Here is a 22,337-nt window from a genome sequence, read left to right on the forward strand (position 1 = left end):
CCATGTCTTTGGCACATGGGATTTTGCTGTATGATAGCTATTAATCAAGTAAACTCTTTGCTTGATCAATGGCCAGTCTCACTTGGTTAAAGCCTGTTCCCCCCGAGCTATTTCTTCTTCTCACAGCCTCTTCTGGTTTCAGTGCTTCATATACATCTTTTTCGATAAGTTCGGATGCTTCTTTTAATGTTTCGAATGGAATATCGAGAAGGTAATACCCTTTTTGTATACAAAAGAGTACTAATTTACCGACAATTTCATGTGCTTCGCGGAAAGGAATACCCTTTGCTGCCAAGTAATCCGCCAGTTCGGTCGCATTTGAAAAATCATTATACACCGCTTCCTTCATCACATTGGTATGAACTTTCATGGTTTCTATCATTCCATTAAAAATCTTTAAAGATCCTTTTACCGTTATGACTGTATCAAACATCCCTTCTTTATCCTCTTGCATATCTTTATTGTAAGCAAGCGGCAAGCCTTTTAAGAGTGTTAATAATCCAAACGCATTTCCATATACTCGGCCGGTTTTACCGCGAATCAGCTCAGCCATATCTGGATTTTTCTTTTGCGGCATTATACTTGAACCGGTTGAAAACGTATCATCCAACTCTATAAAATGAAACTCCTGACTGGACCATAGTATAATTTCTTCGCTGAATCTGGACAAATGCATCATGATTAAGGAGGCATTATTCAGGAATTCTGCAATGAAGTCCCGATCACTTACCGCGTCTAAACTATTTTTATATATTCCATCAAACCCCATTAACTCAGCCGTCAGTTCACGGTCAATCGGAAATGTGGTACCAGCCAAAGCACCTGCTCCAAGAGGCGATAAATTAATTCTCTTTAAGCTGTCCTGCAAACGATCCTTATCACGCTGCAGCATCCAAAAATAGGCCATGAAATGATGACCCAGTGATATAGGCTGAGCTCTTTGCAAATGGGTATATCCCGGAACAACTGTCTCAATATGTTTCTCAGCCACCTGAATCAGCGTTTTTTGAAATTCCGTAATTCCATCGATGATTTCAGAGACCTGAGCACGTAAATATAAATGCATATCGGTTGCCACTTGATCATTACGGCTTCTGGCTGTATGCAATTTACCTCCCAAAGGACCAATTTCATCTATAAGTAATTTCTCTAAATTTAAATGGATGTCTTCATATTCTACAGAAAAAGATAGCTCTCCTTTTTCAGCCTTTGCTTTTAAAGAGTTCAATCCCTTTTTAATGATATCAACTTCTTCTTCCGCCAGGATTTCACATGCACCAAGCATCGTCACATGGGCGAGGCTTCCTTCAAGGTCTTCCATGACCAACTCCTGGTCAAAAGAGATGGAAGCACCAAAAGAATCAATCCATTCTTCGGCGGTTTTAGTAAATCTGCCTCCCCATAGTTTTTTCACACAGACACCTTCTTTTGATTATGAACCTGACTATTTACTTTTGTAGGCAGTCCCCATAAATTGATAAAGCCAACCGCACTTTCATGATCAAATTCATCTGCTGATGTATAAGTTGCCAGATTTTCATTGTATAGAGAGTATTCAGATTTTCGACCTTCTATAATGGCATGCCCTTTAAATAGTTTAACGCGCACAACACCTGTAACAAAGCTTTGAGATTGTTTCAAAAACGCTATCAGAGAGTCTTTTAGAGGCGAGAACCATAGGCCTTCATAGATAAGCTCTGTTAGTTTCTTCTCAATAACCGGCTTAAAGTGTGCCAGTTCCTTTACCATTGTTAAATCTTCAAGCTCCTTATGCGCTTTAATTAATGTCAGCGCACCTGGACACTCATATATTTCTCTTGATTTAATTCCAACCAGTCGATTTTCTACATGATCAATTCTGCCAACACCATGTTTACCGGCAAGATCATTAAGATTTAGAATCAATGTGGACAATGGATACTCTATTCCATTTAAGGCAACAGGAACTCCTTCTTTAAAAGTAATTTCTACCATATCCGGGGCATCAGGAGTATGTTCTAAAGCTTCTGTTAAATCATATGCTCCTTCCGGAGGAGCTGCCCAGGGATCCTCAAGAACACCGCATTCATTGCTGCGCCCCCATAAATTTTGGTCAATAGAATATGGACTATCCAAATTGATTGGAATTGGTATATTGTTTTGTTTAGCATATTCAATTTCCTCTTCACGAGACCAGCCCCATTCTCTGACAGGAGCAAATACTTTTAAATCAGGATTTAATGCCTGAATAGACACTTCAAAACGTACCTGGTCATTCCCTTTACCTGTACAGCCATGTGCAACAGCTACCGCATTTTCCTTTTCCGCTACTTCTACCAGCTTTTTAGCTATTAACGGTCTCGATAAAGCTGATATCAACGGATATTTTCCTTCATACATCGCATGCGCCTGAAGCGCTATCAAAGCAAAATCATTCGCGAATTCTTCCTTTGCATCTATAACATAAGAAGTACAGGCACCAACCTTTATAGCCTTTTCTTTTATAAAATCTAAATCTTTACCTTCTCCTACGTCCAGGCAGCATGCCACAATGTCATACCCCTTCTGTTTTAACCAGGATATAGCAACCGATGTATCTAATCCCCCTGAATAGGCAAGAACTACTTTATCTTTATTCATGAACGATCCCCTCCGATGTATATTTATTCAATAAATAATATTTTTATGCATTAGAATATGTTATTCACTTTACCAACAATATGTTACTTTTTCAAGTGTTAACTGAAAATTTATTTTTAATTGAATTGTTTTACCATAGATGTAACACCTTGATAAAAAAAGAAATTAGTATATAACTGTCAACTTGTGTAAACTATTTTTATGAATTAAACTTTGGGGAGTGAAACAAGATGGACGATTTTTTTATTTACAATGAACGCCTCGGTATACCGATTCCTCGTTTAAAGCAAGACTTCTTTGTCTATCCATTAGCCATGCAGCAAGCTATTCTTGTTCACTGGGAACAGATTAGAGGGACAATTCCGGAACGTATAACACAATTAGAAAGACTGATTCATCATAAATTAAATCTCTTAAATAATGAGGACGATTTTGAAGCAGCATGTACTCTTAATTATGAAATCGCTGAACATGCCTCAATCATTAATGATTTATGGATTTGGTACCGAACCAACCAGGATATAACAAGTAAGACTCATTCATAATGGATAAATCAATTAAAAAACCGCCCTTTTTCAGGACGGCTCTCATTATTTTATTCACTTATTATGCATTTTTCAATGTACCAAGAGGTTTAACAACTTTGTTGAACTATACCTTCATTCATGATGAAAGGCTCTCTTTCTCACTTAAGTATCGGTACTTATAAAATTTATCTGCGAAATCCGTCACTCTTTTAGTTAAGCGGTAATTTGCACTTGAACCAATCGCCGCACTGATAACCGGGAATCCTTTAAATACCTTTTTCCGAAAGAAATAAATAGCCATTGCCTTCATCATTTGTTTAATAGGCTGGTCAAACCAAAATATATTACTCATCTCTTCCTCCCCTTCATAAAAATAAGATGGGGGATGTTCCAGATCTTCCATTAGTGTTTCCCAGAAATATTTTTGCATTCGATCAGGCATTGTACCTGCATGGAATACCTTTAATGAAAGCATAATCTCATAAGGTGTATTCATTTCATAACCATATGAAATACCAATCAACTGAATGCTTCTTAAGTTGATTACCATTTGAGCCGGCAAATCTGCTGCCAATACTAAGCCACCATTAATAGCCGAAAATCCCCCCTGTACGAAAGAATAAAGCCGATGTCTGGCTACTTGCTGTTCAGCAATATAGGAGAGCTGATCAATGGAAAGATCTTTTAAGTCACTCAAGGTAGAGATATTTTCATTAAAAATACGCGCATTTGTGACTATTCGATTCCGTGCATCTATTTGAAATTGGGATTCATGAATCATGGCATGCAGGTGAAATAACCAATTATCCATTCTAGAGAAAAATTCCTGTTGTGTACTTTCCGGCAACAGCCTAAACATATTCTCAATCCATCGATCATAATACGTTTCAAAATCGGTTGGTTCACTTGCTTTCATTTCTGCTTCCCATTCTTTTAATTCCATCCAAATTTCCTGATCTCGTTTCGTAAATGCCATATAATCACCTCTTTAAATGGTCTATTATAAAAAGTATATCACATATCAACCTAATTTCTTCCTTCCGCAAAATATCATTACATTTAGTCATATCTGATTTGTATAGATGAATTAAATGGGTAAAATTCACTTATAAATATTGATACATAAAGAGAGGAATTAAATAGATTAAGCAGGGGAGATTAGTGGTGTCAGTAATCAAACATAGCAGTTATGTATGTCACGATAATAAAAAAGCAAATATCGTAAAATTTTCATATTCATAAATAAATAAGGAATTCAGAATATGGGGCCTAATGCCATTTCTGAATTCCCTTTCAAATAGCTAAAAAGGAAAAACACCAAAGTGATTTTCCTTTTTATAGCCAGTTATTAATGTGTTAAACGTACTACATCACGGGCAATCATTACTTCTTCATCTGTTGGGATGATAATAACTTTAACCGGTGAGTATGGGTGGTTTACAAACTGTTCTTTTCCACGTACGTTATTTAAAGCTGGATCCCAGTATACGCCCATGAATTCCAAGCCTTTTAATACACGCGCACGAATTTCAGAACTATTTTCACCGATACCTGCAGTGAAGATGATTGCGTCTACGCCATTCATTTTTGCTGCATAGGAACCGATGTATTTGTGAATTCCATCTGCAAATTTAGATATAGCCAATTCAGCGCGCTCGTTACCTTCTTCAGCAGCTTGTTCAATATCACGCAAATCGCTGGAGAAACCGGAAACACCAAGCATACCGGATTTTTTATTAAGAATATTGATTACATCTTCAGCTGTTTTGCCTGTTTTAGACATTAAGAATGGGATTAAAGCAGGATCTAAGCTTCCAGATCTAGTTCCCATTGTTAAACCTTCCAATGGAGTGAATCCCATTGTTGTATCGATTGATTTTCCGCCTTCAATTGCTGTAATACTTGCTCCATTTCCTAAGTGGCAGGAGATTAAGCGCAATTGCTCAAGAGGACGTTTTAATAACTCTGCTGCACGCTCGGATACATATTTATGAGAAGTTCCGTGGAAACCATATTTACGGATTCCGTAATCTTTATAGTAGTCATATGGCAAGCTGTATAGATAAGAGCTTTCAGGCATTGTTTGGTGGAATGCTGTATCGAAAACAGCAACCGCCGGTACGTTTGGTAATACTTCACGGAAAGCTCTGATACCAGTTGCGTTAGCACGATTGTGAAGCGGCGCTAATTCAGCCAAGTCTTCAATTTGTTCTAACACTTCATCTGTAATAACAGCAGAATCCTTAAAGATTTCTCCACCATGTACAATTCTGTGTCCAATTCCTTCAATTTCTTCAAGAGAATTGATGATTTTATATTCAGTAAGCTTTTCAAGCAAAAGCTTTACGGCAACAGAATGGTCAGGTATTTCTGTAACCATTGTTTTCTTTTCACCATTTACCGTAATTGTAAAAATGGAATCTTGAAGTCCGATTCTTTCTACAATCCCTTTAGTGATTACAGTTTCCTCAGGCATCTCAAATAATTGAAATTTTAAAGAGGAACTTCCTGCATTAATCGCGATTATTTTTGACATATATTCTCTGCTCCTTACATTTGTGAATAGACGTAGATGTTACACGATAACTGTTTATTTAGAGGTTCTCGATTCCAATTAAAACATTGAAACAGCGTTCTCGCAAGCCGAAATTACTTTGTTACCGTTTTCACAATAATATTATTTTATTCTAATAATTCCTACTTGTCAAAAAAAGCAGTGATGGTCATCGATTACCTATATTTACTTTTCTTCTTCTATCCATGCATCTATTTTATTTAACATGGAGGCTGTAGCTTCCCGGTCAGATAGTTTTGGCATATTAACGAGCAATACCTGTTTTGGTGCTTTTATATCATTCCCTTTTTTCTGCAGGATAAGAATGCTTTTTGACGATTGCTTAGACTGGAATAAACTCTCAGGCAGCTGAATCATCCCTTGAATATACCCCTCTTCATGAATAAACTGATGGAGTGCTTTAGCCTCTGATGTGTTGAATAGATCATTAGGAATTAAGAAAAATAAATAAGCCCCTTCTTTTGCGTACGTAAAACTTTGTTCTATTAATAAATGATGGGCATAGGACATTCCGTTTTCTGATTTTAATTTAAACTCTGCCGCTCGTTGATCGTTTGGATAATAGCCAATTGGCAAATCACAAACAATTGCATCAGCGGGATTAATAAATAATGGCTGCAAACTATCCTGATGTAAAAATTGGATCGGATGTCCAATTAAATTAGCTCCGCAATAAGCCAACCTTATTAACGTATCATCTACTTCAACACCTGTAGCATCTACTTCTTTATTATCTATCGTATTCAACACAGAAAACAGAAGGTTGCCTGTTCCAACTGCCAGATCTGTTATGGTTAATGATTCTTGTTTTTTTGTGAACTTTTCAAGCAGGTAAGCAAATAAGAATCCCAATGCATCCGGAGTCATTTGATGATTAGCCTGAACATTGGTTCTCATGGACTTCAATACGGCTAATTGCCAACCTTTTCGGATATCCTCTTTACTAAACTGATCTAAAGGTTTATCCTGATAGCTTTTCTTTAATCGTTTGACTGCCAGTTCACTCAATTCCTCCTGAAGTACGGCATCGTGGAACCAATTTTCTCCCGTATCCGCAATTGCTTCCATTTCGGTAATTCCTAGTTCCTCTTGTATTATCTTCGCTGTTGATGTTATCAATTCGTATATTGTTTCAACATTTGTTGTAATCATTATCATTTCCTCCAGCTTTTTGCACATTTACTTTCCCCATTGTAGTATTACGTTTCCTAAAGAACAAGTCTAATTCATTCATAAAACAAAGAAGACTTATCTCACGCCAAAAAAACGCCCCTTAATGTTAGAATCTCTGTCTAACTTCAAGGGGCAGTTCATTTCTTTTATTTTAAAATTTATTTCGCAGCTTTTGCCGCTTCAAGTGCCGCTTCATATTGCGGATGAGTAGTGCCTTCAGGAACATACTCCACATATGTTATTTTATTAGCGCTGTCGATAACAAAGACAGAACGGGCCAATAAACGTAATTCTTTCATCAATACACCATATGCTTCTCCAAAAGAACCATCACGGTGATCAGACACCGTCATCACATTTTCTAAACCTGCTGCTGCGCACCAGCGTTTTTGAGCAAAAGGAAGATCCATGCTAACCGTCAGTACAACAACATCCTCTAATTTTGCTGCCTCTTCATTGAATTTTCTAGTTTGTGCATCACAAACACCTGTATCCAAAGATGGTACAACACTGATAATTCTTACTTTCCCGTCTGTATCCTTCAGGGTTACTGGGGATAAGTCATTTGCCAGCACTGTAAAATCTGGTGCAGAATCACCTGCTTTTAATTCTTTACCAATCAAAGTAACCGGATTTCCTTTAAATGTTACTGTTGCCACACCAATTCCTCCTTATGTCCCGATATTATCTCTTCAATTTTAAGTATAGAGATATTCATACTTTTTGTAAAAAAATAACCACATTCGCATATGAAATGTGGTTACATTAAAATTCTTACTACCATTTACATGAAATTGTTCTCTGAATCACCTGTAGACGAGTCAGATGAAGACGGATTGGAGTTATTTTTTTTATTGCCATCTCCCATCTTGGAAATCATAGATCCTACTTTATCCATTGCAATCGGCGCTGACTCGAGTATTTTCTCAATAAGATGTGTGCTTTCATCTAGATGAAGCATTTTCACCCCTTGTGCATTTACAATCAGAAAAGCAATCGGCGTAATCGAAACTCCACCTGCACTTCCTCCGCCAAATGGATGACGATGCTCTTCGCCAGTTCCCTGGGTACTCCGGCTAATTTGATAGTCGCTTCCGCCGGCTGCATAGCCAAAACCAACCTTTGACACTGTCATAATCACACTGCCATCAGGGGTTTCTACAGGATCACCAATTATTGTATTGACATCAATCATACTTTTTAAGTTTTCCATAGCCGAATTCATTAGGCCTTCGATTGGATGATTGGACATTTTAAAACCTCCTGTATATCCGCATTTTGTACTTTCATTTCCTCAGTAATAGACGTGCCAGTTTCCAACCTGTATGAATAGTTTTTGCCATTCGCAGACGGGCTATGCATTCGATTTTAGTTTCAAATGGCTTCTTAACCGAAAAATGCGGAATGATTTCAATTTCAGGAAGTACTGTTAATAAAAAATATTGGCTGATGATGCTGATAATCCCACCAGATAAGCCCCATAATACTCCTGTTGCCAAAGCTGTAGTGGATGCTTCTCCAGTGCCATAATGGATTTCCATTTGTAAGTCTGATAATTCGATTTTAGAGGTAAACTTCTTTGTGTCCGATTGATAAATTCTTAATTGAGCCAATATCTCCTTCAGCTGTTGAAAGGCAACCTGAATATCTTCCATTGATATAGATTCTGTTTTAGCAGAGGCTCGATGGGGCGATTGATTAACTTGCCGATAGGTACTTTCTTGGTAAGAAGAAGGTTGAAATTTTTTATCAGACAACTGTACTTCTTTAGAATAGCTAATAAGCCCTCTCCATAACCGAATATTAATAACTGCTCTATCCCTTTCTTGACCGTGATAGTATTCAATATGTATGGTTACTTTCGATAGTAAAAAGATGGATATAAGAATCAGCACAACCAAACTAATCAGTAATATAAGCTTCATCGTTTATATCCCTCCCAATATGTTTTCAAACAAACAGTATAGTCAGGAATGGCGCTATTTAAACTTATTTAAATAAAATGAGTTTTTAAGGTTAAAAAAAAAGACTCCTTCAAAAAAATTGAAGGAGCAGTTTTTTTATAAATTTAATTCATCCATTTCGTTTTTCTAACACAACTACCGTATCACTGAACATATCATGAAAGCCTTGTTTCTTCGGATTAAAGGCAATGACGATGTAGCCGAGCATGAACACGGCTGAAATATATCGGCCAATCCATTCCCTAAAGATCACCGATTTCCAATCCAAAGGCTTTCCATTCAGCATAACAACTCGAAGGCCCATAATCATTTTCCCGAGAGTTTGAGATAATAATTTGGTAGTAAGAACGAAGTAACCGAAAAATACTATGGAATCCACAATTAGATAGATGGATAAGATTCCTGTATCTTCCATAGGAATATCAAATATCCTAAAGATTGGTTTAATAAATAATCGACTTAAACTACCTATTACAATTAAATCAATGAGATATGCCCAAAACCTCATCCAAAAACCCGCACGTTGATGACCCAGAACAGAGTCAGGAGGCTGTACTTGTTCAGTTAAAGTCATCTCTTCTTGATAATCGGTCATACTTGTATCCTCCTTAATCCGCAGAATATAAATACATCATCCGTGGTGATTGATTTTCAGTCATTATATTTTTAATTGTGCTTACCTCATCGGGAGAACCGATCCATTGTTGCATTTTCATAGTAAATAATGAGCCTAGGCTACCTGATTCGGCTAAACGAACCACTTGTGCCTCTTTTAAATTTTCATTCTCTTTCATATTGGTAATGACATCCTCTAAATAGCCAAACTCATCGATTAAATGATTTTCCTTTGCCTGGCGTCCATCATATACTCGGCCATCGGCAATTTTTCTTACTTCTTCCTCAGACATATTCCGACCTTCTGCAATGACCTTCACAAATTGATCATAGGAATTAGTAACCATGGATTGAAGAATTTCCTTTTCATCATCCGTTACTTCTCTGAATGGGTTCATAAGATCCTTAAACTTACCGCTTTTAATGGTGACCATATCAATTCCATACTTTTCTGCCAAACCTTCGAAATTATAGCTTTGCATAATGACTCCAAGTGATCCTGTCAATGTTTCCGGGCTGGCAAATATCTTGTCTGCCGGTGTTGAAATATAGTATCCACCGGACGCAGCCTGTGCACCCATAGATACATAAATTGGTTTTTTTGTTTCTTTTTTAATTTGCATTAATTTATTATGGATTTCTGCACTTTCCACAACACCGCCACCAGGACTGTTGACTCGTAAAATAATTCCTTTCACCTTATCATTGTCCTTGATAGCATTTAATCTTTCCATAAAGGATCGGTGATTATAGGCTTCAGTTGTAAAATAGCTTTCTTCCTCGCCTGTGTCCTGAATGACCCCTTCTACATCCATGACTACAATTTGACTGTTCACATCCCCTTCTTCAATGATGTCCTCCTCATATAAGGCATCTTCAAATAAGTCTGTCATAACAGATTCTTCACTAGAAAGTGATGAGACTGTATTCATGAGAATGGATACAAAAAATACTACTGCTGCTATTCCAAGTGCCAACCATCTTTTTTTGCTCATACTATTTTGTCCCCCAATCTACTTAAGTAATTCAAATGTTCTTATAATTCATGATAGAATGATTATATCACCATATTGGGTAAAATTAGTATTAGATTTACCTAAACCTACAAGGAGGGTACAAAATGGGAGAACGCAGAAATATCTTTTTTTATTACAAACAAGGGCACGAAATAGTTGAAAGAATCAACACATTAAAGGAAAAAATAGTCAACTTTGGATTTACTACAGTTGATGAACATAAAGATGCCAACATTATTGTTAGTGTTGGAGATGATGGTACATTTCTACAGGCAGTACGTAAAACGGGGTTTAGAGAGGATTGTCTATATGCAGGCATTTCACTGAATAAACAATTAAATATGTATTGCGATTTTTATATCAATGATACTGAAAGCATGGTAGAAGCCGTCACTAAGCCCGTCATTGAAGTAAGAAAATATCCTACTATTGAAGGAACAATCGATCATGAAATACGTTTTGAGTGCTTAAATGAATGTACATTCCGTTCGGCATTAGTCAAAACACTTGCTATAGATGTTCACATTGATGATATCTTCTTTGAGACATTCCGTGGCGATGGTATGATTATATCCACACCGACAGGAAGTACAGCCTACAATAAGTCAGTCAATGGTGCAGTTGTAGATCCTTTGCTTGACTGTATGCAGGTGAGTGAAATAGCATCAATGAATAATAACCATTATCGTACTCTTGGTTCCTCTTTCATTCTGGGGCCGAATCGCACGCTCTCCCTTCAAGTTAAAGATATTGAAAACGATTACCCGATTATTGGGATGGACAATGAAGCCATGAGTATTCAAGCAATCGATCGATTGGATTTTAAATTGAGCGGAAAATATATTAAGACAGTTAAATTACGCCATAATTCTTTTTGGGAAAAAGTACAAAGAACATTCCTCTAAGAGATTTCTACACTAAACAAAAAGGATGATTCTACTGAGGATCATCCTTTTTGTTGGTATGACTAGCGCATTTTATATAATTCGGATTCCTTGTTTCTTAAGTTGACACGCATGATTTTGCCGCTGATTGTTTTGGGCAATTCCTCCACAAAGGCAATTTTTCTTGGATATTTATAGGGAGCAGTCAGTTGCTTCACATGGTCTTGGAGATCCTTAATTAGTTGAGGGTGATTAGGATCCACCCCTTTTTGTAAAACAATGAATGCCTTTACCACTTGTCCTCTCACATCATCCGGACTCCCAACAACAGCACATTCTTTTACATATGGATGCTTAACCAAGGCGTCTTCCACCTCAAATGGTCCTATTGTATACCCAGAACTAATGATGATATCATCACGTCGTCCTTCAAACCAAAAATACCCGTCTTCATCTTTTTTCGCTTTGTCTCCAGTTATGTAAAATTCACCTCTAAACTGCATAGCTGTACGTTCCGGATCCTTATAATAATTTTTAAATAATGCAGGGGTAGTTATATGGACAGCTATGTCGCCAACTTCGCCATTTTGGCAGATCCGTCCCTCATCATCAATGATTTCTACTATATTTCCCGGAGTTGGCTTTCCCATGGATCCTGCCTTTACCTTCATCCCCTTCATGACACCCACAAGAAGGGTATTTTCTGTTTGCCCATATCCATCACGTACAGTAATTCCAAAATGTTTTTGAAACGTATCAATCACTTCTCTATTAAGCGGCTCACCCGCTGAAACCGCACTGTGTAAGCTTCTAAGGCTATACCTGTTAAGATGATCTACCTTTGCCATTAATCGATATTCTGTAGGCGTACAGCATAAAACCGTTATCAAATGCTCATCAATTAGTGATAAATATTTATCTGCTTCAAATTTGCCATGGTAAACAAAACCCGTAGCACCCGAACCAAGGACAGATAAAAATGGACTCCAAATCCACTTCTGCCAACCAGGACCTGCTGTTGCCCATACAACATCTTTTTCACTGATTGACAACCAATTTGATGCTGCGGTCCTGAGATGTGCAAATGCCCAGCCATGAGTATGAACTACTCCTTTCGGTTGCCCCGTAGTACCAGATGTATAGGATAAAAAAGCTATATGATTTCTGCTTGTTTTTGCTATTTTTAACTCCCCAGATGCATGTACCATTTTTTCATCCAGCTGAATCCATCCTTCTTCATTGCCATTAATGACAAAAGATTTCTTCGCTATAATTTCTGTAAATAAAGCGGTATAGGGTTTATGGACAATGATAGCCTTGGCTTCTGAATGTGTACTTCGATACGCAAGATCCTTTTTTCGTAGCATTTCCGAACATGGTATGACCACTGCTCCAATTTTTAATATAGCTAAATAGATTACATAAGCTTCAATTAAACGAGGTATCATTACTAATACCTTGTCCCCCTCACTCAGCCCTTCCTCCATCAAAATATTACCAACCTTATTCACTTTTTTCATTAATTCTCCATACGTAATCTGTTGCTTCTCTCCAGATTCATCCTCCCAAATTAAAGCTGTTCTCATGCCATCCTTTTTATATTTCTCCACTTCACTGACTAGATTATATTGTTCCGGTGCGATTAGGCTGTGATTTTCCAACTCTCTTTCCTCCCTTATACAAATAATGGTAATCAACCTTCATTATACATCCATATAAGGAAAAAGTCAGAAAAATCAAATTATTGCAGGTGGATTTCTCATTGAGTAAGAACAAGAGACGGGCAAGTAGAGATTTTAACCTATAAAAAAAAGAAAGCGGACCTAGATCCGCTTTCTGTAGCCATGTTATTTAATTATTTGGAGTATCCTCCACCCAATTGTTGTTCAGCCATTTGTACTAAACGTTTTGTGATCTCTCCACCAACTGAACCGTTAGCGCGAGCTGTTGTTTCTGCTCCAAGTTGTACACCAAACTCAGAAGCAATTTCGTATTTCATTTGATCAAGAGCTTGTTCAACTCCTGGTACCAACAGATTGTTTGTGTTGTTTGACATGTGTTTTTCACCTCCTTGTGATAATAGAGTGTGTAAAAACACATATCTTCATTCCAGATTAAGAATGGTAATTGTTCACAAATAGGTTTAGAATAATTCTTCTGTTTCGGATTTCTCCTTTTTACCTGTGAAAATCAGCATTTCCGAATTCTCAAGGGCCTCACTTATCAGAGGATCAAAATCGACATAGCTTTCATAATGACCGACTTTTTCTCTTTTTGGCTTTGTTTTTGGATTGGAAGGTGTAAACACTGTACAGCAATCCTCATAAGGGCGGATTGATATATCATGGGTATCAATTTTCTCAGCAATCTCGATAATTTCGGTTTTATCCATTGCTACAAGCGGCCTAAGAATCGGAGTATTTGTTACCTCATTTATGGTATACATACTTTCCATCGTTTGACTGGCTACCTGCCCTAAACTTTCTCCCGTTACAATCGCAAGCCCATTTTGTTTCTCCCTGATTGCATCTGTGATTTTTAGCATTAATCTTCGTGTAGTCGTCATTGTATAATTATCTGGTATTTGTTTCTGGATCAACTTTTGAATTTCGGTAAATGGTACAACATGTAACACCATTCGCCCATTCACTTCTGCCAGCTTATTAGCCAGATCTATTACCTTTTGTTTCGAGCGTTCGCTTGTGAAGGGAGGACTGTAAAAATGCACACACTCTATCTCCACTCCCCTCTTCATGGTTAAATAACCGGCGACTGGGCTATCTATCCCTCCTGAAAGCATAAGCATAGCTGAACCACTGCTTCCAATTGGCAATCCTCCAGCTCCAATGATTTTTTCACCAGTTATATAAGCTGCATCTTTTCTGACTTCCACCCTCAACTTCAAATCCGGATTATGGACATCTACTGTTAATCCGTCCACATGCTGCAAACAATAGCCCCCCACTAATCCATTTAAATCATACGTCGAATACGGAAATGTCTTATCAGCACGTTTAGCATCAATTTTAAATGTACTGATTTTCCTTGTTAAATGATTGATATAAAACAAAGCAGATTCCTGGATTGCAGAAATTTCTTTATCTACTTTCAATGCCGGACTTACGGATGAAATCCCATATATTTTTTTAACAATATCAATAATTGGTTGGTGATCTGCACCTTGTAAGTGGATGTACATTCTCTCATGCTGCGCCTCAATACGTACCTCCGGATAATCTACCAATGCATTTTTTATATTTTTACGTAATTGAGCAATAAAGCCTTTACGATTTCGTTTCTTTAATGTAATCTCACCATAGCGGATTACAATATGATCAAATTTTGTCATTTCTTTCTTACCTCACTTAACATTTGGATGGCTCTTTCAATTTCCATAATCGCTTTGTCTATCTCTTCGGGTGAATGATCATAATCCAAACTGATTCTTATAGAACTACCGGCTATTTTCTCATTTTTCCCCATAGCGAGAAGTGTTTGGCTAACCGTTTTTTTCTTTGAGGAACAAGCACTGTTTGTTGATACATAGATCCCAAACTCCTCCAAAGTATGAACGAAGGTTTCTGATTTAAGTCCAGGAATGGAAAAATTAATAATATGCGGTGCTGCATGTTCTTTGGGTGAATTAATCACAACATTTTCTATGCTGGATAGACCATGAAGAATCCTGGAACGCCACTCGCTCATTTTGACAATGCCGTCATTGCTCTTTTCTTTAGCCAATCTCATTGCTTTAGCTAACGATACAGCACCAGCCAAACTTTCAGTGCCGCTGCGCAGCCCTCTTTCCTGGTTACCCCCTGACATTAAGGCCGAAAGTGTAACCCCTTCCCTTGCGTAAAGAATTCCGGTTCCTTTCAGTCCATGAAATTTATGTCCTGATAAAGAATATAAATCGATATAAGCATCACGTAAAGATAGTTCAACTTTACCAAATCCCTGGACTCCATCTACATGAAAATGTATTTTAGGATAATTCTTTAGTAAATCACCGATTTCATAAATTGGCTGTATAGTGCCTACTTCATTATTAACATGCATGACCGACACTAAAATGGTATCTTCACGTATTGCTTCCTTTACTTGTTGTAATTCCACTCTGCCATCTTGATTGACCGGCAGATAGGTTACCTCGTATCCCATCTTCTTTAACTGTTCAAATGGTTTTGTTACGGAAGGATGTTCCACGGAGGACGTAATAATATGCTTCCCTCTATTTCGATAATTTTCTGCTATCCCTTTAATAGCTAGATTATTGCTCTCAGTCCCTCCCGAGGTAAAGATAATTTCAGTACCCTTTACTCCCAGAAGACTTGCAATCTGCTCCCTTGCCTGTGTCAACAGCTTCTCAGACTTGTTTCCGAAACCATGCAAAGAAGATGGATTGCCCCAATAATCTTCTGAAACCTTTGTAAAAGAATCAATAACTTCCTTATAAGGTTTTGTTGTTGCGCTATTATCTAAATAAATCATGCTTTTTCCCCTTCCTATCAATAAGAAAATGTAGCATATCCCATTCTGTTTATAAAGTAATTTTCTCTATTGGCTTCATCTTATGCCGAAATGACAAAGTAAAAGACCAGACTGGTAAGTCCAGACTGGTCTATACATGGCTATGTTCAAGAAACTCCTGAATTTTTTTTAGTGAACCCGGTTCTACTTTTTCAATCGCTTCAGCAGCTTGCTCTAAAGCATCCTGGTATTGATAATTACGGAATTGCTTTTCTGCTTCAGTCAGGGCAACAGCGACTGTTGGGTATTGGCTTCTGTATCGGTTTCCATATTGGATCACCTTCTCAGCCAGCAGCACTTGTTCAGTCAATTCAACAGTAGCCTCCTGAACACGACTAACCGCAACACTTGCGATATCAAGATGATGCATGACCGCATTCATATTCAATGGTTTTTCTTCTAATTTCCCCACTACTTCCGCAATACTTTCCTTTGCCTGAACGACCATTAATTCATAGGAAGTCGGTAGACCTGGAATATTGCTTGCTTTAATGATACGTATGGATTCCGACATGTTTTTTTGCAGCTTTCTGATCAAGTCTCTTGATTCCATTTCATCCTTACGAAGAGTATTTAATTTCTCTTCAAATTCTTTTTGCAAGCCTTCCAGTTCATCCAATTTGGAATCAAGCCCTATGATGTCCTCTTTCAATGCAGTATAAGCGGTCTCTTTTTCTACTATTTTTTCTTTGAGCATTTCCCATTTTGATTTTAAGGTAATCAGCGTTTTGTCTATATTAGATCGTGCTTCCAGTTCTTTTTCAGGCATTTGATAAATTTGTTTAACCAAATCGGTCTCTTCATCAAGCCTATCGAGCTGGTCAATTGAATTATCCAGCTTTTGCTGATATAAATCTTTAACGGATAAGACATACTGACGGGCCATAACCTCTTTTTCCAGAAGGTCATAATAGGATTGAATGGATACGTTTAATTCTTCAATCCCTTTTGCGGCTTCTTCGATATTGGTTTCCACAATATTATTCCTGTATGTCTCTAAATCCTGTTCCATTTTTTCGATTTCTGTCTCAAAATACATATGGCCCAGCGGATATCCTTGCTCACACATTTCCGCATATCCCATTTTCAGTTCATGTAAAAGTCCTGGTATATGTATTTGGCAATGTCCAATTAAATCGGGAATGACATCTAATTTCTCTTTTAGATTTTGCAATTTAGCCTGTATTCCAAGGACTTGCTCTCTGGCTTCCAAATAATCTCCCGATTCTGTCTGATTAGTAAATATTTCGAAATCTTGAGCAAGCTTGTCAAATTCCTCTTCAAGTTTTTCCGCTGCTTCTCCGTAACTATGACGATGCGCCAATAGTCGTTTCTTTTCTTCACGGTATGCTAGTAAAAGCTCTTCAACCAGTTTTTTATTTTGTTCCTCGCTGCCCACAAGTTCATTCAGTTCATGGAGCATGGCTGAGAGCGTTATTTCTATTTCATCCATAACGTGCTCCATTTGCCTTTGAACCTGTACAGATTTATTAAACCGATACTTGTCTGCATATTCTTCTGCATCAAACAGCAACGTCTCAACCTCGGCAAGGCGATCAGTTTGAATGATATCCCATTCATTGCGCCATCTTTCAAACATTCTTTCTGTTTGCCCAGTCATATTCAAGCTTTTTACCCGGGCCAGTTCTTCTGCGATTGGCCTGTTCATGATGTCTATTTTTTTATCTGCAAGTCGATCTATTTCTCTGTAGTGCTTCTTCCTTGCTAATATTCCAACAATAAAAGCAATGAAGATAATCACCAGTATCCCTATCACATACTTCATATGAAGCCTCCTATTCAACACGAGACAAATAATATCTAAATAAGTTCATATCAATGATTTAATGATAACATGGTATAAAGTATTTTTAACTAATAAAATCTACTTTTTCTGCAAAAAATTGTCCAATGCTCTCTTTTAGTGTCCAGAAATTATTAAGAATACGATAATTATGTCGAAAAGGAGGTCTTTTTTAATGAGAATGAAGGACGGACACGTACATACCTCTTATTGTCCGCACGGAAGCGATGAACCTATTACTGCTTATATCGAAAAAGCGATTGATTTGGGATATGAAGAAATCACATTTACAGAACACGCACCTTTACCCAAGGGATTCCTAGATCCAGCACCTACACGTGATAGTGCCATACAAATGGAACAGTTATTCCTATATATAGAGGAGATAAAGCGCTGTAAACAGAAGTATAAAGCGAAGATTACCATTAATATCGGACTGGAAGTCGATTATATAGAAGGCTGGGAAAACGAGACGAAAACATTCTTGAATGAAATTGGCCCTTATTTGGATGATTCCATCCTATCTGTTCATTTTTTAAACAATAATGACCGATGGTTTTGCCTCGATTACAGTGAAACGGAATTCGCTTCTATGATTAAACAGTACACGTCTGTCGATTTATTGTATAAAGCCTATTTCCATACGCTTCAAAAATCGATCATAAGTGATTTGGGACCATTTAAGCCTAGAAGAATCGGTCATATCTCTTTAATAACAAAATTTCAGAAAAAGTTTCCAAGCAAAGTGGATTTAGAAACCTATTTACTGCCAATCCTTTCATTAATTAAAAGACATAGATATGAACTGGATGTAAATACGGCTGGTCTTTTTAAATCTTTATGTGGTGAAACATATCCCCCTCTTCCCATAATTGAAGCAGCCATGAATATGGGGATTCCCCTCTGTTATGGGTCTGATGCTCACCATCCAACCGATCTTGGAAGAGGTTTAGATACACTGGGACACCGCAAATAGTAACTTAAAGTTAAAATGTTTAGCATCTGATTAGATGGGAACAGGACAAATACGATCTTCAAATAGACAGTCTTTAAGGAAACGTTCAATTTCTAATTGATAGGTGTTTATAAAATATAATTCGTTTGGGAACAATTGCCAAACCTCTATGAAATACTGGGCCTGAATAAATGGTTCATTCAGCAAGGCTTTTAGTTTCATAACAAACATAGATCGATTAACCTTTTTTAATTCACCACAATCCATACCTGTATCAAGGAATAAATTGATAAAATATTTTTCTTTCGATAAATAAGTTGTATAAATTTCCCTGTTTAAACTTGAGTCTACCGAAATTTCTCTTAATACCAGTCGAGTTAACCAATATTTATCTCTATAATACCGCAAACAAAATTTGGTATACTTTAAGATGCATTCCTTAGGACCAATTATTGGGAGCTGCTCAGCTATATTCTCAATTCCTTTCGTATAGCCTTCAAAAAAATCTGTAAAGCAATATTCAAGAAGACCTTGTTTATGCTGAAAGTGATACGCGATATTAGCAGAGTTACCTCCGGCACGACGGGCGATGTCTCGGATTGAAGTTGCCGAGTAACCTTTCATATAGAATAAATAGACAGCAGCTTCAAAAATGTCATCTTTTTTAGTAGATAGTTTATCCATAAATTCATCTCCCCCTATGATGGACATTTTCAGGAAATATTAGATGATACAACTGTCTTAACATGCCAAACAGGTCTTTCACCTGGATTATCCCCTTATATGAAGTACTTCTTCTTTTAAGGGACTTATCCTCCTATAACTTATCGACAAAAAGCACGTACTGACTATGGTTAGATATTATTTTCAAATGAGAATGACAAGGAAAGGAGAATGATGATGTTTCAAGCCGAAAAATATACCAAACCAAAAGCGGAAAACTATCAATTAGTGGCAAAACAACTTAAAGCACTTATGGAGGGGGAAACCAATTTAATCGCCAATTTAAGCAATGCATCAGCCTTATTAAATCAATTTTTAGATGATGTAAACTGGGTCGGCTTTTATCTTTATGAAGAAGATCAGCTTATTCTTGGTCCATTTCAGGGTCTTCCAGCCTGTATACGAATTCCTTTAGGCCGGGGAGTATGCGGAACAGCAGCTGAAAAAAGAGAAGTAATCAGGGTAATGGATGTTCATCAATTTCCCGGACATATCGCTTGTGATGCTGCATCCCAATCAGAAATTGTTCTCCCAATACTGAAAGATGACCGTCTTATTGGCGTACTCGATATAGACAGTCCATCAAAGAACCGGTTTGATGAAGAGGATGAAAATGGCTTAAAACAATTTGTTGATACACTTGTTCAATCCATCAAATAAATAATAGGGCTAAGCTGGTAATGATGTGACCCCCAAAAGTTAGTTTTCACTCTAACTTTTGGTGTGCGGAACCGGCTTAGCCCCATTTAATTTAATTGGATACTACTACTTGATTTTTACCTGATCTCTTCGCTGAATACAGGGCATCGTCAGCCTGCTGGAAAAGGTTTTTGATTGTATTGTTTTTGTCCTTGGTTGATTCCCAATAAGATACACCGCACGAGATGGTAACCGGGGGTTTGGTTTCTTTCCTTACTGTTTCAACTAGTCTTTCTGCAACTGCTTCCCCAACACTTCTCGTTGCCTTTGGAAGAAAAATAGCTAACTCTTCTCCTCCCCACCTAGTACCTATATCCGTGTCTCTAATACTGTTCTTAATTAAATCTGCCACCTGAATAAGGACTTCATCGCCTGTTTGATGTCCATATGTATCATTTGTCAATTTGAAGTCATCGATATCAATTAATATAAAAGTTCCCTCAGTTTCAGAATTAATTAATTCAAGCATTCTTTCTTCAAGATAATTCCTTGAATAAAGGCCTGTTAAATAATCTGTAATCACCATTTTTTCAAGTTCTTCTCTTAAAATAGAGTTAACAAAAGACATAGAGGAATGATGAATAAGAGATTGCATTAATTTAAACATATCAAATGTAAAATGATACGCTGTTCGATGAAGGACGATACAAAAGCCATCCAGTTTTCCACTATGTATCATTGGAAAGGCCATCAGTGATTTATAGTAGCCATCCTGTCCGACTTTATCAAAATCCATGTCTCCGATGTACAAAGCTTCCCGATCCTGTTCCAAACTGTCTTTAACATATTGAATATAACCCTCGGATGCATCATCATTGAAAAAAGGTGAACTTCCCGGCACAAGTTTTGTCTGTCCATTATTAATCATAAAAAATCCCACTTCTTCCGCCAGGAAAGATTTATTAATTTGTTGTTTCATATAACTAACCGTTTCACTAAGCCTTAAAGTAGAATTGAGGCGATGTGAGGTTTCATTAATCAGACGTAAATCTGCAATTAAACGTTTCGATTGCTCATATAATTGAGCGTTTTCAAGTGCCCCTCCAGCCGTATTAGCCAACAGCGAGATAAATTCAATCTCATTATCCGGGAATATGACTGTTTCTGGTGCAATGACCTGTAAAACCCCATAAACTCCCTGCTTACCTAATAATGGTGCATATAAAACAGAATTATTCATTTCTGCCGTATTTTCAAATTGAACACTGCCAGATACATAAGCCTGCATGGCAGATAAATTTTCTCCATCCATTTCAAGGCTTTTAATTGGAAGATTTAATGTGTTATCACTATCTTGTGACATTAATAAATAATACACAAAGGACGGGTATACTTCACGCAGCGTATCAATTACTTCAGCCAAAACGGAATGCATATTCATAGAGGAGTGAAACTCAGTCGTAATCCGTTGCAATAGTTTATAACGCTTTTCTTCTTTTTTCCTATTAGAAATGTCAATTGCCTTATAAAACAATTCGCCTATCACTGCCCTCAATTCTGAATAATCAATCCAATTATCTTTTTTTATCCCTTTATTTTCTGAAAGAACGACAAACAGTCCCATCATTTCTCCATCATGATGCAAAGGAATTCCAAGTGCATGTGAGGTTTCATTTAATGATAAACAAGCCCCCTCGCACAATTCTTTTCGCGATGATTCGAGCACAGTATCAAGCGAAATATTGTTGACAAAGTGATTGTGACGATCTGTCTTCGAAGCTATCTTTTCAAGGCAAACCCTTTGTTTCCATGGATCGTTAAAGTAACAGGCAATCTCATCCACCATTAACAATTCCATCAAGAATTCTATCATTTTATCCGTAAATCTTTCTAAAAAGAGATCATTATCATCTTTAATCATGCAGTTTACAAATATGCTTTTTATTTTTAATTCCCAACTCTGACTCAATTGATTATCTATCATCAAATTAATCAACACCTGTGGTTATCTTTCATCCCATAATTAGATGGAATTAGATAGATTTTTTAAAAAAGTGATACTTTATACCTATTTTACCAATATATACTAAAATAATCACTACTTTCTTTCAATATATTTATATTTATTTATTTTAACCAGTGAGGGATATATCTTTTATAGTTATCCCAACCTAAAGAAGTTCTTGACTTATACCCCACTAAGTTATACAATAATCTTTGTGTAAAATATCGCAGCTTATGTTCGCTTCATTATTTGTTCATTTCATTCCTCTTACAAGAGGTGTATCTTGTAACCCGCTGCTGCTAGGGCGA

Annotated in this window: 21 protein-coding genes; 4 read left to right on the forward strand and 17 right to left on the reverse strand. The window is 37.1% G+C overall.

Going from position 1 to position 22,337, the window contains the following annotated elements; genetic code table 11:
• Positions 1 to 40 precede the first annotated feature (40 nt).
• Positions 41 to 1,414, reverse strand: a complete 1,374-nt coding sequence (gene argH, locus AC4G3L_RS06300) for an argininosuccinate lyase (protein WP_491076108.1) — start codon at positions 1,412 to 1,414, stop codon at positions 41 to 43.
• Positions 1,411 to 2,619, reverse strand: coding sequence for an argininosuccinate synthase (locus AC4G3L_RS06305; protein WP_491076109.1), 1,209 nt, complete (start codon positions 2,617 to 2,619; stop codon positions 1,411 to 1,413). Before AC4G3L_RS06305 ends, argH begins: the two co-directional genes overlap by 4 nt.
• A gap of 230 nt (positions 2,620 to 2,849) precedes the next feature.
• On the opposite strand from AC4G3L_RS06305, the gene AC4G3L_RS06310 reads away from it, so the two are divergent.
• On the forward strand, positions 2,850 to 3,164 hold the full coding sequence (locus AC4G3L_RS06310) for a hypothetical protein (RefSeq protein WP_491076110.1): 315 nt from the start codon (positions 2,850 to 2,852) through the stop codon (positions 3,162 to 3,164).
• A gap of 118 nt (positions 3,165 to 3,282) precedes the next feature.
• Here the strand turns inward: AC4G3L_RS06310 and AC4G3L_RS06315 are convergent, their stop codons facing one another.
• The 8 genes from AC4G3L_RS06315 to sppA form a co-directional block, all read right to left on the reverse strand.
• Complete coding sequence (locus AC4G3L_RS06315) at positions 3,283 to 4,122, reverse strand: EcsC family protein (protein ID WP_491076111.1); 840 nt, start codon at positions 4,120 to 4,122, stop codon at positions 3,283 to 3,285.
• A gap of 372 nt (positions 4,123 to 4,494) precedes the next feature.
• A complete protein-coding gene (locus AC4G3L_RS06320) occupies positions 4,495 to 5,682 on the reverse strand; it encodes an acetate kinase (protein WP_491076112.1) in 1,188 nt (395 codons plus the stop codon).
• Between the two features lie 204 nt (positions 5,683 to 5,886).
• The gene (locus AC4G3L_RS06325; protein WP_491076113.1) at positions 5,887 to 6,873 is read right to left on the reverse strand and encodes a class I SAM-dependent methyltransferase; all 987 of its coding nucleotides are present in this window, start codon (positions 6,871 to 6,873) and stop codon (positions 5,887 to 5,889) included.
• A 179-nt stretch (positions 6,874 to 7,052) separates the two neighbouring features.
• Positions 7,053 to 7,553, reverse strand: a complete 501-nt coding sequence (tpx, locus tag AC4G3L_RS06330) for a thiol peroxidase (protein WP_491076114.1) — start codon at positions 7,551 to 7,553, stop codon at positions 7,053 to 7,055.
• A 125-nt stretch (positions 7,554 to 7,678) separates the two neighbouring features.
• A complete protein-coding gene (ytfJ, locus tag AC4G3L_RS06335; protein WP_491076115.1) occupies positions 7,679 to 8,146 on the reverse strand; it encodes a GerW family sporulation protein in 468 nt (155 codons plus the stop codon).
• Positions 8,147 to 8,180: 34 nt separating this feature from the next.
• Positions 8,181 to 8,819 carry a DUF2953 domain-containing protein gene (locus AC4G3L_RS06340; protein WP_491076116.1) on the reverse strand — a complete coding sequence of 213 codons (639 nt, stop codon included), beginning with the start codon at positions 8,817 to 8,819 and terminating at the stop codon, positions 8,181 to 8,183.
• A gap of 148 nt (positions 8,820 to 8,967) precedes the next feature.
• Positions 8,968 to 9,453 carry an RDD family protein gene (locus AC4G3L_RS06345; RefSeq protein WP_491076117.1) on the reverse strand — a complete coding sequence of 162 codons (486 nt, stop codon included), beginning with the start codon at positions 9,451 to 9,453 and terminating at the stop codon, positions 8,968 to 8,970.
• A 13-nt stretch (positions 9,454 to 9,466) separates the two neighbouring features.
• Positions 9,467 to 10,468: a signal peptide peptidase SppA gene (sppA, locus tag AC4G3L_RS06350; protein WP_491076118.1), complete on the reverse strand. Its 1,002-nt coding sequence runs from the start codon at positions 10,466 to 10,468 to the stop codon at positions 9,467 to 9,469.
• 125 nt (positions 10,469 to 10,593) lie between these two features.
• On the opposite strand from sppA, the gene AC4G3L_RS06355 reads away from it, so the two are divergent.
• Positions 10,594 to 11,394, forward strand: a complete 801-nt coding sequence (locus AC4G3L_RS06355; protein ID WP_491076119.1) for an NAD kinase — start codon at positions 10,594 to 10,596, stop codon at positions 11,392 to 11,394.
• A gap of 62 nt (positions 11,395 to 11,456) precedes the next feature.
• On the opposite strand, the gene mbcS is transcribed toward AC4G3L_RS06355, so the two are convergent.
• From mbcS to ezrA, 5 genes are all read right to left on the reverse strand, one after another.
• Complete coding sequence (gene mbcS, locus AC4G3L_RS06360; protein ID WP_491076120.1) at positions 11,457 to 13,034, reverse strand: acyl-CoA synthetase MbcS; 1,578 nt, start codon at positions 13,032 to 13,034, stop codon at positions 11,457 to 11,459.
• Between the two features lie 194 nt (positions 13,035 to 13,228).
• Positions 13,229 to 13,429 (reverse strand): alpha/beta-type small acid-soluble spore protein, encoded by a 201-nt coding sequence (locus tag AC4G3L_RS06365; protein WP_491076121.1) that lies wholly within the window; start codon positions 13,427 to 13,429, stop codon positions 13,229 to 13,231.
• 87 nt (positions 13,430 to 13,516) lie between these two features.
• Positions 13,517 to 14,722, reverse strand: coding sequence for a tRNA uracil 4-sulfurtransferase ThiI (gene thiI / locus AC4G3L_RS06370; protein WP_491076122.1), 1,206 nt, complete (start codon positions 14,720 to 14,722; stop codon positions 13,517 to 13,519).
• Complete coding sequence (locus AC4G3L_RS06375) at positions 14,719 to 15,864, reverse strand: cysteine desulfurase family protein (RefSeq protein WP_491076123.1); 1,146 nt, start codon at positions 15,862 to 15,864, stop codon at positions 14,719 to 14,721. Before AC4G3L_RS06375 ends, thiI begins: the two co-directional genes overlap by 4 nt.
• Positions 15,865 to 15,994: 130 nt before the next feature.
• On the reverse strand, positions 15,995 to 17,689 hold the full coding sequence (gene ezrA / locus AC4G3L_RS06380) for a septation ring formation regulator EzrA (protein WP_491076124.1): 1,695 nt from the start codon (positions 17,687 to 17,689) through the stop codon (positions 15,995 to 15,997).
• A 199-nt stretch (positions 17,690 to 17,888) separates the two neighbouring features.
• Between ezrA and hisJ the strand changes: the two genes are divergently transcribed.
• The gene (gene hisJ, locus AC4G3L_RS06385) at positions 17,889 to 18,683 is read left to right on the forward strand and encodes a histidinol-phosphatase HisJ (RefSeq protein ID WP_491076253.1); all 795 of its coding nucleotides are present in this window, start codon (positions 17,889 to 17,891) and stop codon (positions 18,681 to 18,683) included.
• A 30-nt stretch (positions 18,684 to 18,713) separates the two neighbouring features.
• Here the strand turns inward: hisJ and refZ are convergent, their stop codons facing one another.
• Positions 18,714 to 19,346 (reverse strand): forespore capture DNA-binding protein RefZ, encoded by a 633-nt coding sequence (refZ, locus tag AC4G3L_RS06390; RefSeq protein ID WP_491076125.1) that lies wholly within the window; start codon positions 19,344 to 19,346, stop codon positions 18,714 to 18,716.
• Between the two features lie 216 nt (positions 19,347 to 19,562).
• Here refZ and AC4G3L_RS06395 point away from each other — a divergent pair, with 216 nt between their 5' ends.
• A complete protein-coding gene (locus AC4G3L_RS06395; protein WP_491076254.1) occupies positions 19,563 to 20,045 on the forward strand; it encodes a GAF domain-containing protein in 483 nt (160 codons plus the stop codon).
• Positions 20,046 to 20,136: 91 nt separating this feature from the next.
• Here AC4G3L_RS06395 and AC4G3L_RS06400 read toward each other — a convergent pair whose 3' ends face one another.
• Positions 20,137 to 22,008 (reverse strand): sensor domain-containing diguanylate cyclase, encoded by a 1,872-nt coding sequence (locus AC4G3L_RS06400; RefSeq protein WP_491076255.1) that lies wholly within the window; start codon positions 22,006 to 22,008, stop codon positions 20,137 to 20,139.
• Between the last annotated feature and the right edge of the window lie 329 nt (positions 22,009 to 22,337).

The sequence above is a fragment of the Bacillus sp. z33 genome (assembly GCF_058313615.1).

Coding starts and splice junctions, on each gene's coding strand:
- AC4G3L_RS06305 (WP_491076109.1), bottom strand. CDS start 2,619: ATGAATAAAGATAAAGTAGTTCTTGCCTATTCAGGGGGATTAGATACA.
- AC4G3L_RS06310 (WP_491076110.1), top strand. CDS start 2,850: ATGGACGATTTTTTTATTTACAATGAACGCCTCGGTATACCGATTCCT.
- AC4G3L_RS06315 (WP_491076111.1), bottom strand. CDS start 4,122: ATGGCATTTACGAAACGAGATCAGGAAATTTGGATGGAATTAAAAGAA.
- AC4G3L_RS06320 (WP_491076112.1), bottom strand. CDS start 5,682: ATGTCAAAAATAATCGCGATTAATGCAGGAAGTTCCTCTTTAAAATTT.
- AC4G3L_RS06325 (WP_491076113.1), bottom strand. CDS start 6,873: ATGATTACAACAAATGTTGAAACAATATACGAATTGATAACATCAACA.
- ytfJ (WP_491076115.1), bottom strand. CDS start 8,146: ATGTCCAATCATCCAATCGAAGGCCTAATGAATTCGGCTATGGAAAAC.
- AC4G3L_RS06340 (WP_491076116.1), bottom strand. CDS start 8,819: ATGAAGCTTATATTACTGATTAGTTTGGTTGTGCTGATTCTTATATCC.
- AC4G3L_RS06345 (WP_491076117.1), bottom strand. CDS start 9,453: ATGACCGATTATCAAGAAGAGATGACTTTAACTGAACAAGTACAGCCT.
- sppA (WP_491076118.1), bottom strand. CDS start 10,468: ATGAGCAAAAAAAGATGGTTGGCACTTGGAATAGCAGCAGTAGTATTT.
- AC4G3L_RS06355 (WP_491076119.1), top strand. CDS start 10,594: ATGGGAGAACGCAGAAATATCTTTTTTTATTACAAACAAGGGCACGAA.
- AC4G3L_RS06365 (WP_491076121.1), bottom strand. CDS start 13,429: ATGTCAAACAACACAAACAATCTGTTGGTACCAGGAGTTGAACAAGCT.
- thiI (WP_491076122.1), bottom strand. CDS start 14,722: ATGACAAAATTTGATCATATTGTAATCCGCTATGGTGAGATTACATTA.
- AC4G3L_RS06375 (WP_491076123.1), bottom strand. CDS start 15,864: ATGATTTATTTAGATAATAGCGCAACAACAAAACCTTATAAGGAAGTT.
- ezrA (WP_491076124.1), bottom strand. CDS start 17,689: ATGAAGTATGTGATAGGGATACTGGTGATTATCTTCATTGCTTTTATT.
- hisJ (WP_491076253.1), top strand. CDS start 17,889: ATGAAGGACGGACACGTACATACCTCTTATTGTCCGCACGGAAGCGAT.
- refZ (WP_491076125.1), bottom strand. CDS start 19,346: ATGGATAAACTATCTACTAAAAAAGATGACATTTTTGAAGCTGCTGTC.
- AC4G3L_RS06395 (WP_491076254.1), top strand. CDS start 19,563: ATGTTTCAAGCCGAAAAATATACCAAACCAAAAGCGGAAAACTATCAA.
- AC4G3L_RS06400 (WP_491076255.1), bottom strand. CDS start 22,008: ATGATAGATAATCAATTGAGTCAGAGTTGGGAATTAAAAATAAAAAGC.